We start from the raw sequence: 19,122 nt of genomic DNA, 5'->3' as shown, positions 1-19,122 counted from the left end.
CTGAATCTGAATCACTCGCTGAATCTGAATCACTTGCTGAATCTGAATCGCTTGCTGAATCTGAACCACTATCTGATGTAGAGTCACTACCCGAATCTGAACCGCTATCTGAATTAGAATCGCTGCCAGAATCTGAACCTGGGTCAGAATCTGAATCCTCTGGAATTGGTTCAATTTCACCAGGCTCATCAGGTTGTTCAGGAACAACTGGTTTATCGATACCGTCACCAGAACCTGATCCGTTATTAAATGCTACTTCGTTGTCCCATGACATAGATCTCCATATAAAATTAGAATCATAACCATAAAATGTCGAACGTAGTGCTAAATCACCTGTACTAGCAGGATCAATATGGCCATTAACAACTACAATATACGGTGTTGTAATTTGGTCATCGTCCGTAGGAAATTCTACTTTGTATTGATTAGCATTTGGAAATGAAATTCTAACTTGATTAGTTACATCTTCAAAATCGCTAGGATTCACATAATAACTTTCAGATAAATCATTAGCATTATCCACTTTATAAACTTTAATATTAGTATTGTTGGCATCTATTAAAGCATTACTATTACTCTTAGGAATTAGATTACCAGTTAACACTGGTAATACAACATTGTCTCCACTTGGATTGACATAAATCGTTTGACGATACGTATTGTTTGTTTTGTCGATTTGATCAATTGTACCTTTAATTGATAAATTATGGAATTGTCCATATTTCTCATAGTCGATTAAAACTGTCTTACTAGCAGTATTGGTTCCTATGCCAGTTGTCAATGTTACATTACCTGTTTTCGTTACATTTTCTGGATCAATGTATGCAGGAACAGTTAGTGTTGCTTTAACATCGTTTTTATTATCAACATAGTCTGTAAATGTATAAATAACATTACCATCACTATCGATTACACCATTTGCCAATACTTGATCTCCGGCCATAATTGGAGGCACTTTAGCAGTTGAAGTTACACCATTTAAGTTTAATTCTTTAGGTACAGTTATTTTGAATGTGTCACCTTTAACAGCAGAATTAGGCACTGAAAAACCATAATTCAGTTTGACATAACCTGCTTGGTGCGGATACACAGTCGTACCAGAGTCAATAGTAACTTTCACATCTGTCAACTGATTCGTAATATCTGTGCCAGCTGCCGGTGCATCTGCAGCTACTGCCGCTAAACTAAATGCTCTCATTCTAGGCGCACTTGTATTAACCGCTTGATTAACTACATCTTTATTACTTGCATCTGTACTCTGTGGAGCTGATTCATTGTTTGAAGGTGTTGCTTCAGTTGAAGTATCTTGCGTTGTTGAAACATTTTCCGCATTTGTAGAATTTTGAGGTGAATTTACAGATGATACTGTATTAGTATCATTAGAAGTCGTTTCATTACTTGTTTGATTCACTAATTCCTCCGCATTTGTATTGCTTGATTGAGTTGTTGCCGGTGTATTAGCTTGATTCGTTGCCGTAGTAGCTTCACCAGTTAACGGAGTTTCTTCCGTAGTTGCATTTGTTAATGCTGATTGTGTCGTTTCCTGTTGTGCTGGATTTTGCGCCACACTCGTTTCGCCATTATTAGTGTTTGACGATGTTTTAGTATCACTCACGTTTGTGTCGTCTGTTTTAGGTGCAGCACTAACGCTACTTGAATCATTACTTTTGCTTTCGTTACTTGCGCTATCAGATTGCGTAACACTATTTTCACTTGCATCTGCTTCTTTACTGCTGAGTAGTCCAAAACCGATTAACGTACCTACAAGCACTGAAGCCACGCCAATCGATTTTTTCCGAATTGCGTGTTTTTCTTTTTTCTTCATATTCATTTTATTCCCTCTTTTTAAAAAGTCATTTTATATTAACTGTATACCCTTTAAAGATATATTTAATCTCCATTAATGCAATTATACACTAAAATTGCATTATAGCAATTAATTTGTATCGATTTTTTATTATCCACAATAATACTTTCCTAACAAACATTTTATTTATTGCTATTTTATAAATTGCAAACGACAACGTACGATTTCATTGCAAACAATTTATATTATTAATATGAACTCTGCCTAATGTAATCCTAGCTTGAAATCATATTTTTTCAAAAGCAGATGTGTAATTTATGGTACCTGTTTTTCCCGCTAAACTGTTCACTTTTAATTCTTTAATTAAAAACGCTTCGTCTGGTATACCATCATATGGTGGATAAATGTCGTACATACTTGCGCGTTGATATCCTAGATTGGCATAATACGTCGGCCATCCTAATACACTGATAAAATTATATCCTTTTAATATTGCTTCTCGTTCTAATGCTTGAATCAATCGCTTCCCAATACCTTTATTTTGATGATGAATATCAACAGATACAGGTGCTAACACTAATCCAATTTCCCGTTGTGCTCCGTTATCAAGATAAACTTCACTTAGTAAACCGTGCCCTACAACTTCGTTTTGAAGAACAGCTACTATTTCTAAGTTATTGTCATACGTATCACTTAGACGAATTTGGTCTACTAGCTCTGATTCATTACCATAACCATGTTCACTATTTTCAAATGCCGTTCTAATTAACTGGTCAACTTGAGCAAAGTCATGTTGATGTATTTGTCTAATTTGCATCTTTGCCCCTCCTTTTAGTTCTATCTTATAGAAAAATGCATTACAACATAAAGTAATATTTTATAGTAATGACGCCATTATTTCATTAAAATTGAATGATATTTTTCGCAATAAACAACTACCCTCTTAAATCAATTTTTAGATAAACTGCAAATCATAAATTTCTTTATTATTATAAGTATTAAAACGGTCGATTTGACCTTTTAATATAACTTCCTGTTGTTTGCGACTTACATTATGATAATAAGTCATACGTACATTCAAATCAGCTTCATAACCATTGTTCTCAATCGTTCTTTCTAATTCTTCGTACACATTTTTATTAATTGGTAACATGTACCCTTCTTTACTAGGTAAAATATTCACGTATTTTTTCTGAATGACTTTATCATTACCCAATAAAACCTCTATTGCAATTTTTTTAGCAGCACCGCCACCTAAATTATATAGTTTAATATAATCTTTATGATGATGCACTTCTGTTGCCGAATTCATTATATTAAGTTGATCCTCCTCCCTTTCTAATAAAATTTGGTTAAAACCTAAAGCTGGCAGAAAGCTAATTTTCATTTGATAAAGTTGAACTGAAACTGATACAAAATAAAATAAAGCCATAATAAATGTTCCAATAGATCCTATAGCTGAAATAATATTAATCATTAAGATATCAACCTTCCCATAAGAAATTTATATGATTAATTTCAAACTGAAAAAGCATTTTACTTAATCGTTTATATCCAAAAACAATCATTTTAAACGTTATATTCGACTGCTCATATAAAAAGTTTTGCTTTATAGCCTTAAGTAACTTTTTAACCATCAAGTACGATTATTATTACGGCAATCTATTTGTATTGACTAAAAAATACAATAACGCTTTTAAGAGCTCCCATCTTTGACCAGTATTTTCCAAATTAATAACACTTCTTCTTCAATACATATTTATCTCATACAAATAAGTTGATTTTTTTATTTTTACAAACGTAATTTCTTAACAAATCAAAATTTTACATTTAAATCTTTCGATATATTACAAGTTTTTTAAAAAAGTAATATATTTCTATCAATAAAAGTAATATAATATTAGTAATTATAGTTTCATTAATTTATTGCAACAATACATAGAATCATTATTACAAGAATTATTTAATATCATCTTAGAATCTCACAAAATATCAACTTTGTTTAATTACTCAAAATGATAAGTCATTTAGAGTTTTTAAAATAAATTTTTGCGAAATAAAGGAGACATGTTAAATGAAAAAAGTAATGGGGATATTATTAGCAAGTACACTTATCTTAGGTGCTTGTGGACATCATCAAGATAGTGCAAAAAAAGAGAGCACTAGTCACAAAAAGAAAGAAAATGACAATGAAGAATTAAATGAAGAACTTAAAGAATTTAAAAGCAAAAAAAATATGGATATAAAAATTAAAGGCGATACTATTGTTAGTGACAAATTTGAAGCTAAAATAAAAGAACCGTTTATCATCAATGAAAAAGATGAGAAAAAGAAATATATCGCTTTTAAAATGGAAATTACTGCTAAAAAAGACGATAAAGATTTAAATCCATCTTCTATTTCTCATGACTATATTAATATCACTCAAGATGATAAAAATACAGTAAATAAATTAAGAGATGGTTATCTTTTAAGTGATAAAAAATATAAAGATTGGACAGAACATAACCAAGATCAAATTAAAAAAGGCAAAACTGCACAAGCCATGTTTATCTATGAGTTAAGAGGTGATGGAAATATTAATTTAAATGTCCATAAATACTCAGAAGATAAAACAGTTGATTCTAAATCATTCAAATTTAGTAAACTTAAAACCGAAGATTTTTCTCATAGAGCGGAAACAAGAGAAGAAGTAGAAAAGAAAGAAAAAGAATTTGAAGAAGAGTACAAAAAAGAACAAGAACGAGAGAAAGAAAAAGAAAAGCAAAAAGATGACGACCACAGTGGTTTAGATGAAGTATAAATTTGGTTTGTTGATTGTCTTACATTCAGTTATTTAATTTTTAGAGAAACTGACTTATTTATAGCTTAGCCAACATGATACTATAAAGCTATGATTAAAAATAAAAAATCTGTGTTTAATGGTGTTAAAGAAATCAGTCCCCGTGCCGGAAAATCATAAAAAAAAGATGGGATAAATTTGTAAATCCCGCATTGAATAATGCATTAAAACAAGAAGAGGCTACATGGGGAAATGTACAAGGTCAAGTTTCACAAGCATTGATGGGAACTGGTATTAAAGATTCTACTGCAAGAAGCATAGGGTTTTGGGTTTCCCAAGTTGGTCAAGCATTAATATAAAAAGAGTGTGATAAAATGAATAATGAAGAATTAGAAATGAGATTGTTATTAATGAAACAATCAATAGAACAATTACAAGAAGAACTAGCGCCTAACTTAAAAACTAGAGATTTAGTGTTATTAAGATATATGTATTCATATAAAGAAATTAATATGCTAGATTCTTACTTGTTCCAATTGGCTACAAATAAAGAGCAAATAACAAAAAAACAATTTAAAACAAAATTGGAAAACATTAGAGAAGTACCAGAAATACCTATTAGACAAGTTAATGATATATTAGAAGGTTATAAAAATAGTGAGTTATATGTTGAGTTGATAAATAGCATCCTAAAATAAAAATAAACATACTAAGATTAGCTATGAAGGAATCTATGACGATAGATTTTTTCATAGCTATTTTTTATAGTTATAAAGAGGAGTAGTCTGTTCTGACTCTTGGATTTTAAATATGTATAATAAACAAGTAAGCTTTACTCTCGCCTTTTAAAATTCGTTTGTAGTATGTTGGGTTCTTAAAATCGTGAATAGGAAAATGCAATGAGAAAGGTTAAGTAAAGTTTTTAACTTCTCATTTATTCAATGGAAAATTTTTTATCGATTACTTAGACATTAATATTAGTAAAAGAAGTAGTGTAGTTGCAAATTATAAAAACTAAAAATTCCAAAAAGAGTTTATCATCCAAAACAATAAAAATGGCTACAATGGTATGTTGTGAAATGCATTTCTTAACTACGACTTCTTTTATTTCCGTCTCGTCAACTATTGCTGATTGTGTTAATAGGCATATTGATTCTAATGAAAATATCAAAACTCGGCTCATCTCTTTATAACTACACCCACTTAGTGACGTAACAAAAATGAAAAGTTCTTTTTCAGTAGCCATTTATCCAATTAAGTGTAGACGATTCACATTTTTATATTGACATATATAACATGGAGAATTTTTTGCGTATAAAGAAGTTTCTTCATGAACAATGTTGAATGTAAAACTCAGAATCCAACTTTTTTGACACTTATTTGACACACATCACTGTCCCCTTATATCTCAAAAACTAATTCATAATCACTTATTACTCTTTCCTCCATCAAATAAACACCTATACAAACACTGCTATATCAATACTCACAACAAATTCTGCAATGCATTATCCCCTGAAAAACACATAATAAAAAAGCCCACATCCACAAAAGTTGTAGGCTACAAATATGGAGACGGCGGGATTTGAACCCGCGTCCAGAGGTCCTGATACACATCTTTCTACGTGTGTAGTTTATCGAAAGGTTTCGCATCATGAAAAGTGATAAACAACCAACATGATGCTAGCTTGATTAAGTTTCTTCTAAACAGACTTCAAACGGCAGTGTTTAGCATATCCTATTAAGGTTGAATCGCGTTAACAGCACATAGGAAATGCTGTTAGGCGATGCAGAGTGCGATTAGGCAGCTACTGCGAAATTATTGTTTGATTTGCCAGTTATTATAAACTGTGTGTGTTGATGACGAAGACAACCCTCCGACACGCTTAATGAGCTCGGGGGACCCCTGTCGAATCCATGAACGTCCCCGAAATAATAAATCAAACAAATCATACTTTTGTAATTTACAAAAGCACATATAACTATATCAAATATAGCCCGATTAAGCAACTAAATCGCTTAATAACGGGCTTTCATATCGCGCGCAACATCTCGTTTGACTGCTTTTTCTTTCAAAGCTTGACGTTTATCATATTTTTTCTTACCTCGTGCAACACCAAGTAATACTTTACAATGTCCATGCTTCAAATAAAGCTTTAACGGCACAATCGAATAACCAATCTCACGTGTTTGATCACCCAATTTAATGATTTCACGCTTGTGCAATAATAATTTTCGAGAACGAAGAGGATCGTGATTAAAACGATTCCCTTCTTCGTATGGTGCTATATGCATATTATTCAAATACATTTCACCGTTTTTAACTTGCGCATAACTATCTTTAAGGTTAGCACTACCTCGGCGAATCGATTTTATTTCTGTACCTTGTAATACGATTCCCGCTTCAATCGTGTCTTCAATATTATAATCATGTCTTGCTTTACGATTTTCCGCTAATGTACCTGGTGATTTCTTCTTAGCCATTCATACTCACCTCATTGCTGCTTATTTTTTCTTACGACGTGCTTTCTTTTTCACACTTTTATCTTTATAAAATGGCTTATGCTTACTATTACCTGATTTATCATTATTACGTTGGTTTTTACCTTTACGTTGCTTACCTTTTTTCTTACGACCCTTATCATCAGATTTCGATTTATCTAAAGATTTGCCACGCGTTTTAGCTTGAATCGTTTTACCTCTTGCTGGTCGCTGTGAGCGGTCATTTTTAGGTAAAGGCATTCCAACAATTTGAAAATCAATTAATCGTTCATCTACATCAACATGCGTCACTTTAACCTTAACTGTGTCACCAATTCTAAATACTTTAGCTTGACGCTCACCAATTAATGCCATTTGACGCTCTTCAAAACGGTAATAATCATCAGTCATATTCGCAATATGAACCATACCTTCTATCGTATTTGGCAATTCAATGAACATACCGAAGTTAGCTACTGAGCTGACAATACCTTCAAATTCATCACCAATATGTTGAATCATATATTCTGCTTTTTTCAATTCATCAGTATCACGTTCTGCCTCAATAGCACGACGTTCACGTTTAGAAGTATGTTCAGCTAACTCAGGCAATTTGTCTTCCCAACGCTTCACTTCTTTGTTATCCATTGATTTCTCAATTAAATACTTACGGATTAAACGATGAACTGTTAAATCAGGATAACGTCTAATTGGTGATGTAAAATGCGTATAATATTCAGCTGATAAGCCAAAATGTCCCAAGTTCACATCATCATAATGCGCTTGTTGCATTGAACGTAACATCATTGTTGAAATGACCATTTGTTCAGGTCGACCTTCTACTTCTTCTTGAACCTTTTGAAGTGTTGTTGGATGAATATCTTCGCCAGTACCCTTAATCATGATGCCAAAGTTTGTAATAAAATCAAAGAATTGTCTTAAGCGATCTGATTTAGGTTGCTCATGCACTCGGTAAATAAAAGGTACATCTAACTTACTAAAATGTTCAGCAACTGTTTCATTTGCAATTAACATAAATGATTCAATTAGACGTTCACCCTCGCCACGTTGTCTTAATTGAACATCTGTTGGTATACCGTCCTCGTTAACTAATACTTTTGCTTCACTAATATCAAAATCGATTTCACCACGTCGTTTTCTCATTTGAATCAAACGATTAGATAAATCTTGTGCTAAATCTAACATAGGCGTAATTTCTTTATATTGTTCGCGAATGTTAGGATCCTTTTCAGTAATAATCTGATTTACCGCATCATACGTCATTCGATAATCAGAATGTATAACACTATCAAAAATTTCATGTTTAACAACGCGACCACTAGCATCAATTTCCATGCGACAGCTTAACGTTAAACGATCAACGTGAGGATTTAATGAACAAATACCATTGCTTAATCGATGTGGAATCATCGGAATCACACGGTCAACAAGATATACACTTGTCGCTCTATCATAAGCTTCTTTATCTAAAGCTGAATCTTCAGTTACATAATAACTGACATCAGCAATACTTACAGTCAACTGCGTATTACCGTTCGCTAACTTTTTAACACTAATTGCGTCATCTAAGTCTTTAGCATCAGCACCATCAATTGTGATTGTCAATTCATCACGTAAATCATGACGGCCTTTAATTTCAGTATTTTCAATATGATCAGGTACTGCTTCAGCTTCTTGTAACACTTCATCAGGAAATTCAATTTCTATGCCATGTTGATAGATAATAGATAAAATATCTACGCCAGGATCATTTTTATGTCCTAAAATAGCAGAAATATGTCCTTCTGGATTATCTGAACCATCAGCATATTTAGTAATTTGAACAAGTACCTTATGCCCATCTACTGCACCTAAACTTTGTCCTTTAGGAATGAAAATATCTTGCATAATACGTTTATCATCTGGAATAACAAATCCGAAATGTCTAGCTTCACTATACGTACCAACAACTTGAGTTACTGAATGCTTCTCAATCGACTTAACTTCCCCTTCAATTTTACCTTTATGTTCACCTTTAGATTGATGTGTTTCTACAATAACAGTATCTCCATCCAAGGCACGATTAATTTTCGTCGGGGGAATAAATATATCTTCCATATCCTCATCTTCAGGTCTTAAGAATGCAAAGCCTTTTTTATTTTGACTTAACGTTCCTTTTATCAATTTTGATTGACCTCTAGAACTATGCTTTTTTTGGTATCTGTCTGTTTTTGTACGTTCGATTAATCCTGATTGTTCTAACTCCACAAGCACCTTAATTAAATCTCTAAACGAGTCGGCACTGCTTAAACCTAATGCATCTTGAAAATCTGACACTGACATAGGTTCATATTCAGGTTGATTAATAATCTCTTCTATAGATTGCTTTAAATTCATTATGCCCCTCCTTTCTAATGTTAAAATCTCTTTTTATTCTGACCAGTCTAATGACTCTAAAAATTGATAAATATCTTCAAATACTTGTTCTTTCTCTTTATCAATCGTAATAACATGTCCAGATTCACTGTACCACTTGATATTTTTGTCATCAGAATCTACATGGTCATATATATAATTTGCGGATTGTGGATCAATCATATTGTCGTTTTCTGCTTGAATCACTAAAATAGGATCCAACACTTCATCAACTTGCTCTTTAATCGTATCTAATGATTCACTTAGTTCTTTTAAAGTTTCAGTTGGTTTAAAATGATCCATTTCATTATCAATAGTCTCTTGATCTTTACCTTCATACTTTTTAAAGTTACGTGCATACTCTAAAAAGCCTTCGTAAATGGTACCTTCAGTTTTGCCACCCATTGGTGCACACATCGTTACAATACCCTTTACATCTCTATTTAAGCTTAATTTTAAAGCAAAATCCCCACCTAATGATAGACCAGCAACAACAATTTCATCATAACCTTGTTCAACAAGATAATCATAACCATCTAACGCATCTTTAAACCAAACGAAAGGACTAGATTTCAGTATTTCCTCTGGTGGTGCCGCGTGACCTTCATATTGTGGTGCATACGAAGTATATCCCTTTTTTTGTAAAAATCGACCTAATTGACGTACATCAGACGAATTGCCTGTAAATCCATGTAATAATAACACGGCACGTTTGCCTTCTTCAAAAAAGAAAGGTTTTGGTAATTTTATCTGCATAAATCTAACGCTCCCTTTGCATACTTAACTAGGCTATATATTTTACATAGCTTATTGTTAAACTATTACATTCTTAATTATAAATAAAAAAGCCCGACATTTACATCGCCGGACCTTACATACCAAGATAACTTATGCAAATCATAAGTACAAAAAATAATATTGATAAAATAATTGTTAATCTATTTAAGAATAAATCGACGCCACGTTGTTTTTGTTTACCGAATAACTGCTCAGCACCACCACTGATGGCACCTGAAAGTCCACTGCTTTTACCTTCTTGGAGTAGTACAACAGTTATTAATGCAATACAATCAATGATTAATAATACGATTAAAAATGTATGCATAAATTGTCCTCCGTTCCTTATATACGACAAGTAGTATATCATATTTTTATTGTTAAAATCAATTTTCTAGCGATTAAATGTACTTTTACGTTTGATAGAAACAACAAGCATATAAATCGCTAATGCAACCGAACCTATAATAACGATTAAAATTGGCAATGTTAAGTACGCACCGTGTGCAGCTTTTATTGCTTGAATTGTGATTGATAAATTAATCAATGTAAACAAACTATTTGATACATAAACTGCAAACATAAACCACCACACATAAGTATGTCGATTCCAAAAAGTGATGAAGCCTGCTAGATAAGCCAAAATATACATAATACCAGTGAATCTAAAGCTGTTTAAAATGTAATCAATCGCTTTATCTGAAGTGTTTTGATTCGTTAAATTAAGTAATGCTTTGGCAGTCGCATTATCCAACGAAACAAAGTAATGAATAATCAATAATATTGAGAATACGATTGATGCAGTTGCAATAAAGCGTCCTGTTTTAATTTCTTTATTCGTTCTATCAGCCATTTGTTTACTCCTCATATATTTAAATACGTTCTATAAAACCTTTATTTAATTTTACCTTTTAATAAAAGTGAATACCCTGTCATACAATATTCATTTCAACATAAATTTATTATACCAGTTTAAGAATACAAGTTAAATATGTGTTATTAGTTACCTCATGATTATTAGTCTGTTATGAATAATACTTCAAAATAAAAAACCTACCACAGTCTCAAATCTGTGGCAGGTTATAAATACAAGCGTGAACTTTTTAAGCGTGAACTCAAAAACTTTATTCAATTTATACCGACATAATAATCCTCAACTAAAATTATGGCAGTACTTAATGTTTAAAATGATTATTTATCTAAGTTATAGAATGATTTGATACCGTCATATTTAGCAGTTTCAAATAATTCATCTTCGATACGTAATAATTGATTGTATTTAGCAATACGGTCAGTACGTGATAATGAACCAGTTTTAATTTGACCAGCGTTTGTAGCAACAGCAATATCAGCAATTGTTGTATCTTCTGTTTCACCTGAACGGTGAGAAACTACTGCTGTGTAACCAGCTTTTTGAGCCATTTCGATTGCATCAAATGTTTCAGTTAATGTACCGATTTGGTTAACTTTAATTAAGATTGAGTTACCAATTCCGTTTTCAATACCTTTTGCTAAAATTTCAGTGTTTGTTACGAATAAATCGTCACCTACTAATTGTACACGGTCACCGATACGTTCTGTAAGTTGTTTCCAACCATCCCAGTCGTTTTCGTCCATACCGTCTTCAATTGTAATGATAGGATATTTGTCTACTAATTGTTCTAAGTAGTCAACTTGTTCTGCAGCTGTACGTTTTGCACCGTGTTCGCCTTCGAACTTACTGTAGTCATATACACCATTTTCATAGAATTCTGATGATGCACAGTCAAATCCTAAGAATACTTCTTCACCTGGTTTGTAACCAGCTGCTTCGATTGCTTGGATAATTGTTTCAACAGCATCTTCAGTACCTTCAAATTTAGGAGCGAAACCACCTTCGTCACCTACTGCAGTTTCTAAACCACGTTTGCTTAAAATTGATTTTAAGTTGTGGAAAATTTCAGTACCCCAACGTAATGATTCTTTGAACGTTGTAGCACCTACAGGTAAAATCATGAATTCTTGGAATGCAATTGGAGCATCTGAGTGAGAACCACCATTAACGATGTTCATCATTGGTACTGGTAACTGCTTACCATTAAATCCACCTAAATATTTGTAAAGTGGTTGACCTAATAAGTCAGCTGCTGCACGTGCTACTGCGATAGATACACCTAAAATAGCATTTGCACCTAATTTACCTTTGTTTGGAGTACCGTCTAATGCGATCATCATTTTATCAATAGATACTTGATCTAATACTGAAAATTCACCTTCAATAATTTCTGGTGCGATGATTTCATTAACGTTTTCAACTGCTTTAGTAACACCTTTACCTAAATAACGTGATTTGTCTCCATCACGTAATTCAACAGCTTCGTGTTCACCAGTTGAAGCACCTGATGGTACTAATGCACGACCAAATGCGCCACTTTCAGTTAATACTTCTACTTCAACAGTTGGGTTACCACGAGAGTCTAAGACTTCGCGAGCGTAAACATCTGTAATAATTGGCATGTTTATAATCTCCTTTAAATAGTTATTCTATAATTATTATAGCTTTATTCTTTCATTTAACAAAATGATATTACTATTATTTTCAAAAAATAAGTGTCATTAAGCGTTTACTTAACATCTTTTACAATATTAGTGTTTAATTAAAGATTCACCTGTCATGTCTTCAGGTTGTTCTACATTTAATAAATCTAATAATGTAGGTGCTAAGTCACCTAAGCGACCAGTTTCTCGAAGTGTAACGCCTTCTTTTGTTACAATCACTGGTACTGGGTTCGTTGTATGCGTAGTCATTGGTTGATCATCATCCGTCAATACTTGATCAGAGTTACCATGGTCAGCAGTAATAATTGCATAACCGTCCATGTCTAAAATCTTATCAACGACTTCACCTAAACATTCATCAACCGCTTCGATTGCTTTGATTGTCGGCTCAAGCATACCACTATGTCCAACCATATCAGGGTTAGCAAAGTTTAAAATAATTAAGTCCAAGTCACCTTTATTTAACTCTTCTAATAATGCATCTTTAACTTCATAAGCACTCATTTCTGGTTTCAAGTCATACGTTGCAACTTTAGGTGAATCAATTAAACGACGGCGTTCACCTTTAAATTCCTCGTTACGTCCACCACTCATAAAGTAAGTAACGTGAGGATATTTTTCAGTTTCTGCAATACGTAATTGTGTTAAATTGTTATTTTGTGCAATTTCACCAATTGTATTATTTAAATCAACTTTTTCGAAAACGATAGCCGCATCGATATTGTCGTTATACTTAGTGAATGTTGCATAGAATAAGTCTTTAACTTGTTCAACTTTAAAGCCTTCGAATGCTCTGTTCGCAAAAATTTCCGATAATTGTGCTGCTCTATCAGGTCGGAAATTATAGAAGATCACTGCATCTCCATCATTAACACCGTCATTTTGATTCTCAACGATGAATGGTACTACGAATTCGTCAGTTAAGCCCTCATTATAGCTTGCTTCTACACCTTCTTTGGCAGTTGCATAAGTTGGGGCATCAAAATTACGAATAGCATTGTAAGCTTTTTCTTCACGTTCCCAACGTTTGTCACGGTCCATTGCATAATAACGACCAGACACAGATGCAAATTGACCAATGCCTAATTCATTGAATTTAGCTTCAGTCTCTTCGATGTATTTCAAAGCGGATTTTTGATCTACGTCACGACCATCTAAAAATGCGTGTACGTAAACTTTTTCAACACCTTGTTTTTTAGCAAGTTCTAACAAAGCAAATAAATGTTTGTAATGACTGTGCACACCACCGTCAGACAATAAACCAAAGATGTGTAACGCTGAATCATGTGAATTCACGTGTGCAATTGCATTATTTAAAACATCATTTTCAAAGAAATCACCGTCTTCAATTGATTTATTGATTCGAGTTAAACTTTGATAAACGATACGTCCTGCACCGATATTCATATGACCAACTTCTGAGTTACCCATTTGTCCTTCAGGTAGTCCAACATCTAAGCCACTCGCTTCGATTTGAGTCGTTGGATATTTGTTGTAATAACGATCAAAATTAGGCTTGTTTGCTAATTTTACCGCATTACCATGTTCGCTTTCGCGGTTCGCAAAACCATCTAAAATAATTAACGCAGTTGGTTTCTTAGCCATGATTATTTTGCACCTTCTAACAATTGTACGAAATCTTCAACTTTAAGTGATGCGCCACCTACTAATGCCCCATCAATATCAGTTTGTGCCATGTATTCTTTAATGTTGTTAGGTTTAACACTACCACCATATTGAATACGAGTTGCTTCTGATACTTCTTTGCTTGATAAGTCAGCAATAGTTTGACGTACAAATGCACACATTTCATTTGCATCTTCAGATGTTGATGATTTACCAGTTCCGATTGCCCAGATTGGCTCATAAGCAATTACAACTGATTTAAGTTGATCTTCAGATAAACCTGCAACAGCTTTCTTAACTTGCTCACCTACAACATCGTTAGCTTTACCACTTTCACGCTCTTCGTCTGTTTCACCAACACAAATAATTGGAGTCATTCCATGTTTGAAAATAGCGTGCGCTTTTTTGTTAATTTCTTCATCTGTTTCGTGGAATAATTCACGACGTTCAGAATGACCGATAACAACGTATTTAACGCCTAAATCTGCTAATGCAACTGGAGACGTTTCACCTGTGAACGCACCATTATCTTCGAAATACGTATTTTGAGCACCGATTTCTAAACCTTGTGCTTTTCCTTCTTTAACTGCAGTAGTTAATGCATCTAATTGAATTGCTGGTGCACAAATTACTGATTCTACTTCTTTTGAATCTGGTAATGTTGGCAATGCATTGACGAAGTCTTTTGCTTCTTGTACTGTTTTGTTCATTTTCCAGTTACCAGCTATAATTGGTGTTCTCATTAAAGACACTCCTTGTTTTGTAAATATTTTTGAAAAGTGATGAAACACGATGTCATCTTGTGACTGTTTTCCCGTAACAATGTTAAACAAACATGCCACATCACTTTAAACTATCACTTTATTATTTATTATTGATTGCTTTGATACCAGGCAATTCTTTACCTTCTAGGTACTCTAATGACGCACCGCCACCAGTTGAAATATGAGTGAAGTCATTTTCAAAACCTAAAGAGATTGCTGCTGCAGCTGAATCACCGCCACCGATAATCGTAATTGCATCTTTAAGGTTTGCAATTGCTTTACATACACCAATTGTACCTTGTGCAAAGTTACTGAACTCGAATACACCCATAGGTCCATTCCATACAACAGTGTGCGCACCTTCTAATTCATCTGCAAATAATTTTACAGTGTTTGGTCCAATATCCATACCTTCTTGGTCTGCTGGAATTGAATCAGATGGTACTACAGTAATTTTGGCATCATTAGAAAATTCTTTAGCAACTTTAGTGTCTACTGGTAATACAATTTTATCACCATGTTTTTCTAATAAATCTTTTGCGAAGTCGATTTTATCTTCTTCTAATAATGAAATACCAATTTCTTTACCTTGCGCTTTTAAGAAAGTATAAGCCATACCTCCGCCGATGATAATTTTATCAGCTATGTTAACTAAGTTTTTGATGACATTAATTTTGTCAGATACTTTTGCTCCACCTAAAATAGCAACAACTGGTTTATGTGGATCGTTAACTACGCCACCAATAAACTTAATTTCTTTATCCATTAAGAATCCAGCTGCAGTTTCTAAATGTGTAGAAATACCAACATTAGATGCATGCTCACGATGCGCAGTACCAAAAGCATCATTTACAAACACATCACCTAAAGATGCCCAGTATTTACCTAATTCTGGATCATTTTTAGATTCTTTTTTACCGTCTAAATCTTCATAACGTGTATTTTCAACTAATAATACGTCGCCTTCTTTAAGGTCTTTAATAGCAGCCTCAAGTTTTTCGCCGCGTGTTTCTGGTACGAAAACAACTTCTTTATCTAATTTCTTAGATAAGTCTTCAGCAACTGGACGTAAAGTTAATTTTGCTTTATCACTTTCTTCTTTCACTTTACCTAAATGTGAAAATAGTACGATTTTACCACCTTGTTCGATGATGTATTGAATTGTAGGTAAAGCTTGAACGATACGGTTGTCATTAGTAATTTCACCGTCTTTTAAAGGCACGTTAAAATCAGCACGTACTAGGACTGTTTTACCTTTAAGATCTAAATCAGAAACAATTTTTTTAGCCATGGTGTTTCCTCCTTGTAATTAGGAAATTTTATATAAAAATAAGCGGAGAAGCGTTTGTGCTCCCCGCTTACTCATAAGCTTTAATTAATGCTAAATAGTTCTGAGCACTAGCGTATTTGAAAAAAACTATACTAAAATTATTTAGAAAGTTCAGCTAAGTATGCTAATGTACGAACTAATTGTGCAGTATATGACATTTCGTTATCATACCAAGCTGCAACTTTAACTAATTGACGGTCGCCAACTGACATTACACGAGTTTGTGTAGCGTCGAATAATGAACCGTAAGTCATACCTACAACGTCTGAAGAAACGATTTCGTCTTCAGTGTAACCGAATGATTCGTTTGAAGCATTTTTCATAGCTTCGTTAACTTGTTCAACTGTTACGTCTTGTTTTTCTAATACTACTGTTAATTCAGTTAATGAACCTGTAGCTACAGGAACACGTTGTGCACCACCATCTAATTTACCATCGATTTCAGGAATAACTTTACCGATAGCTTTAGCAGCACCTGTTGAGTTAGGGATGATGTTTTCTGCCGCTGCACGAGCACGACGTTTGTCACCTTTTCTGTGAGGTGCGTCTTGTGTATTTTGATCACCTGTGTAAGCGTGAATTGTAGTCATTAAACCTTCAACTAAACCAAAGTCATCGTTTAAAACTTTAGCAACTGGTGCTAATGAGTTTGTAGTACATGAAGCACCTGAAACAACTGTTTCAGAACCGTCTAACTCTTGGTGGTTTGTGTTGAATACGATTGTTTTTAAGTCACCAGTAGCTGGTGCTGAGATTAATACTTTTTTAGCGCCTGCTTCAATATGAGCTTGTGCTTTATCTTTATCAGTGTAGAAACCAGTACATTCTAATACTACATCGATATTTAAGTCTTTCCAAGGTAATTTGCTTGCATCTGGTTCACTGAATGATTTAACTTCTTTACCATTTACGCGGAAACCACCATCAACTACCTCTACTTCACCTGTGAAACGACCTTGCATAGTGTCATATTTTAATAAATGCGCTAACATGTCGTCATCTGTTAAGTCGTTTACTGCTACAACTTCAAGACCTTCTACTTCTTGAATTCTTCTGAATGCTAAACGACCAATTCTACCAAAACCATTAATTGCTACTTTTACTGCCATTATAATGGCCTCCTTTAAAATGATATTTAAAAAGTATTAAACTTTTTATCTCTTATTCAAGTATTATCTTTGCTGCGGCTTCATCAGTGATTAACACTGTATTCTTGGGTGCAATCGTCAAGTATGCTTTAATTGCTTCACCTTTCGATTTGCCTCCTGCAACTGCAAAAATAAAGTCTTTTGATTCAAGGTCTTCTAATTGAAGTCCAATTGTTTTAACCTTATGGACAATTTGACCTTGTGTATCAAAATAATAACCAAATGCCTCTCCGACAGCTTGATGATGTTGAAGTTGTTCAATGACCTTTTCAGGTGATTGACGTCGATGCGCCATCTTCAGCGCATCACCAATGCCGTGTAATATAACGTTTGCTTGTTTAATTTTGTCTAAAGTGTTTATGACTGATGGCTCTAACAACAATGTGTTATATGTTGTTTCACTGACATTATCAGGTACATACATCGTCGTATAATAACCGCCAGCTTGTTGTGCCATACTGGCTGCAATTGTGTTTGCCTGAAAGACAACATTTTCGCCTAGTCCACCTCTGGCTGGTACGAAGAATACATTATATGGTAATAAATGAATTGCTTCACTAACACATGCCATCGTGGATCCGCCAGTTACAGCAACTATCGCGTCTTCTTGTAATATGCCTTCAAGTAATTGACCTGCTTGTCTACCTAATTCTGTTTTAACAGATTGACTATTATCAGCATCACCAGGAACAACATGAACTTCCTTAATTTGAAATTTATTCTTAATACCTTCTGACAGACGATTATCATCTGCATAGATATCAAAGTAACCTTTCAATTGCGAAATCAGTTGCTCACCTTCAGCTGTAATTTCCATTCCGGTAGGCTTAACTTTTATCAAATCTTGTTTCTTAAGCATATCTGTTTCAGAACGCAGTACACGTTCAGTCATATCCATATGTTCGCTTAAACTTCGACGTCCGACAGGCTGATTTTTTGAGATAGTAGTAAGAATAGAAAAACGTTTATACATTTTATCTATGAGATCCGGTATAAGCTTTTGCTGTGCTTGCAATAAGTCTTTCACTACTACCTCCTCCTTATATTTATAAATGTAAATAAGGATATGTCACAACCAGTGGTTGCCTTTTTAAGTCCCGCGTGGGACAAAAATTAACCTCTTTACACTTGCAATAGTACTATTCTATTTCAAAAATTGCAAGCATAAAACTTAAATTTTCTAAATAATTTGATAAAGCGCTTGCAATATATTTTCGATTTGTTATTCAACAAAACGTTTTATTTTATTCGCTGTAGTCAAATGTATACCCTTATACTGACTCGCTAATCATTTGCTTATTATTTGAACTAAGACATAAATCAATGCTCTAGAATCCGAAAAGTCACATTAGTAGTAGTTGACCGAACGAAAATGCACTTGTAACAAGCATTTTTCAATTAAAGTCAGGGGCCCCAACACAGAAGCTGGCGGAAAGTCAGCTTACAATAATGTG

The 19,122-nt window shown here is 33.7% G+C and carries 18 protein-coding genes and 1 other RNA gene; 3 read left to right on the top strand and 16 right to left on the bottom strand.

What is annotated here, in order from left to right; genetic code table 11:
- The 4 genes from clfA to HMPREF3247_RS11745 form a co-directional block, all read right to left on the bottom strand.
- Positions 1-1,831 (bottom strand): MSCRAMM family adhesin clumping factor ClfA (gene clfA / locus HMPREF3247_RS11760; RefSeq protein ID WP_038805520.1); only part of this gene is annotated, 1,831 nt, incomplete at its 3' end.
- Between the two features lie 262 nt (positions 1,832-2,093).
- The gene (locus tag HMPREF3247_RS11755; RefSeq protein WP_001167158.1) at positions 2,094-2,624 is read right to left on the bottom strand and encodes a GNAT family N-acetyltransferase; all 531 of its coding nucleotides are present in this window, start codon (positions 2,622-2,624) and stop codon (positions 2,094-2,096) included.
- 138 nt (positions 2,625-2,762) lie between these two features.
- Positions 2,763-3,284: a hypothetical protein gene (locus tag HMPREF3247_RS11750; RefSeq protein ID WP_000608183.1), complete on the bottom strand. Its 522-nt coding sequence runs from the start codon at positions 3,282-3,284 to the stop codon at positions 2,763-2,765.
- A gap of 7 nt (positions 3,285-3,291) precedes the next feature.
- Positions 3,292-3,447, bottom strand: a complete 156-nt coding sequence (locus HMPREF3247_RS11745) for a hypothetical protein (RefSeq protein ID WP_001790158.1) — start codon at positions 3,445-3,447, stop codon at positions 3,292-3,294.
- Between the two features lie 434 nt (positions 3,448-3,881).
- Between HMPREF3247_RS11745 and HMPREF3247_RS11740 the strand changes: the two genes are divergently transcribed.
- The 3 genes from HMPREF3247_RS11740 to HMPREF3247_RS11730 all read left to right on the top strand — a co-directional run bounded on the left by HMPREF3247_RS11740 (position 3,882) and on the right by HMPREF3247_RS11730 (position 5,287).
- Complete coding sequence (locus HMPREF3247_RS11740) at positions 3,882-4,610, top strand: DUF5067 domain-containing protein (RefSeq protein WP_000757406.1); 729 nt, start codon at positions 3,882-3,884, stop codon at positions 4,608-4,610.
- 191 nt (positions 4,611-4,801) lie between these two features.
- Positions 4,802-4,948: a hypothetical protein gene (locus HMPREF3247_RS15015; RefSeq protein WP_001057759.1), complete on the top strand. Its 147-nt coding sequence runs from the start codon at positions 4,802-4,804 to the stop codon at positions 4,946-4,948.
- Positions 4,949-4,963: 15 nt separating this feature from the next.
- Positions 4,964-5,287, top strand: coding sequence for a hypothetical protein (locus HMPREF3247_RS11730; protein WP_001058299.1), 324 nt, complete (start codon positions 4,964-4,966; stop codon positions 5,285-5,287).
- An 869-nt stretch (positions 5,288-6,156) separates the two neighbouring features.
- Here HMPREF3247_RS11730 and ssrA read toward each other — a convergent pair.
- The 12 genes from ssrA to HMPREF3247_RS11665 form a co-directional block, all read right to left on the bottom strand.
- Positions 6,157-6,518: a transfer-messenger RNA gene (gene ssrA, locus HMPREF3247_RS11720) on the bottom strand.
- A gap of 90 nt (positions 6,519-6,608) precedes the next feature.
- Positions 6,609-7,073 (bottom strand): SsrA-binding protein SmpB, encoded by a 465-nt coding sequence (gene smpB, locus HMPREF3247_RS11715; RefSeq protein ID WP_001085185.1) that lies wholly within the window; start codon positions 7,071-7,073, stop codon positions 6,609-6,611.
- Positions 7,074-7,094: 21 nt separating this feature from the next.
- Positions 7,095-9,467 (bottom strand): ribonuclease R, encoded by a 2,373-nt coding sequence (gene rnr / locus HMPREF3247_RS11710; RefSeq protein ID WP_001050063.1) that lies wholly within the window; start codon positions 9,465-9,467, stop codon positions 7,095-7,097.
- A 33-nt stretch (positions 9,468-9,500) separates the two neighbouring features.
- Positions 9,501-10,241, bottom strand: coding sequence for an alpha/beta hydrolase (locus HMPREF3247_RS11705; RefSeq protein ID WP_001165962.1), 741 nt, complete (start codon positions 10,239-10,241; stop codon positions 9,501-9,503).
- A 115-nt stretch (positions 10,242-10,356) separates the two neighbouring features.
- Entirely contained in the window at positions 10,357-10,590 is a 234-nt protein-coding gene (gene secG, locus HMPREF3247_RS11700; RefSeq protein ID WP_000556760.1) for a preprotein translocase subunit SecG, read from the bottom strand.
- 66 nt (positions 10,591-10,656) lie between these two features.
- The gene (locus tag HMPREF3247_RS11695) at positions 10,657-11,115 is read right to left on the bottom strand and encodes a hypothetical protein (protein WP_000785252.1); all 459 of its coding nucleotides are present in this window, start codon (positions 11,113-11,115) and stop codon (positions 10,657-10,659) included.
- 338 nt (positions 11,116-11,453) lie between these two features.
- Complete coding sequence (eno, locus tag HMPREF3247_RS11690) at positions 11,454-12,758, bottom strand: surface-displayed alpha-enolase (RefSeq protein WP_001121760.1); 1,305 nt, start codon at positions 12,756-12,758, stop codon at positions 11,454-11,456.
- A 129-nt stretch (positions 12,759-12,887) separates the two neighbouring features.
- Complete coding sequence (gene gpmI / locus HMPREF3247_RS11685; protein WP_001085505.1) at positions 12,888-14,405, bottom strand: 2,3-bisphosphoglycerate-independent phosphoglycerate mutase; 1,518 nt, start codon at positions 14,403-14,405, stop codon at positions 12,888-12,890.
- A gap of 2 nt (positions 14,406-14,407) precedes the next feature.
- Entirely contained in the window at positions 14,408-15,169 is a 762-nt protein-coding gene (gene tpiA / locus HMPREF3247_RS11680) for a triose-phosphate isomerase (RefSeq protein ID WP_001260089.1), read from the bottom strand.
- A gap of 121 nt (positions 15,170-15,290) precedes the next feature.
- Positions 15,291-16,481 (bottom strand): phosphoglycerate kinase, encoded by a 1,191-nt coding sequence (pgk, locus tag HMPREF3247_RS11675; protein WP_001074749.1) that lies wholly within the window; start codon positions 16,479-16,481, stop codon positions 15,291-15,293.
- 137 nt (positions 16,482-16,618) lie between these two features.
- Complete coding sequence (gap, locus tag HMPREF3247_RS11670; protein WP_000279414.1) at positions 16,619-17,629, bottom strand: type I glyceraldehyde-3-phosphate dehydrogenase; 1,011 nt, start codon at positions 17,627-17,629, stop codon at positions 16,619-16,621.
- Between the two features lie 52 nt (positions 17,630-17,681).
- A complete protein-coding gene (locus HMPREF3247_RS11665) occupies positions 17,682-18,695 on the bottom strand; it encodes a sugar-binding transcriptional regulator (RefSeq protein ID WP_000654030.1) in 1,014 nt (337 codons plus the stop codon).
- Between the last annotated feature and the right edge of the window lie 427 nt (positions 18,696-19,122).

The organism is Staphylococcus sp. HMSC36A10 (assembly GCF_001838845.1).
In the GTDB taxonomy this organism is placed as follows: Bacteria; Bacillota; Bacilli; order Staphylococcales; family Staphylococcaceae; genus Staphylococcus; species Staphylococcus aureus.
The sequence above is the reverse complement of the archived record's forward strand: the minus strand, read 5'-3'. Positions and strand labels throughout refer to the sequence as shown.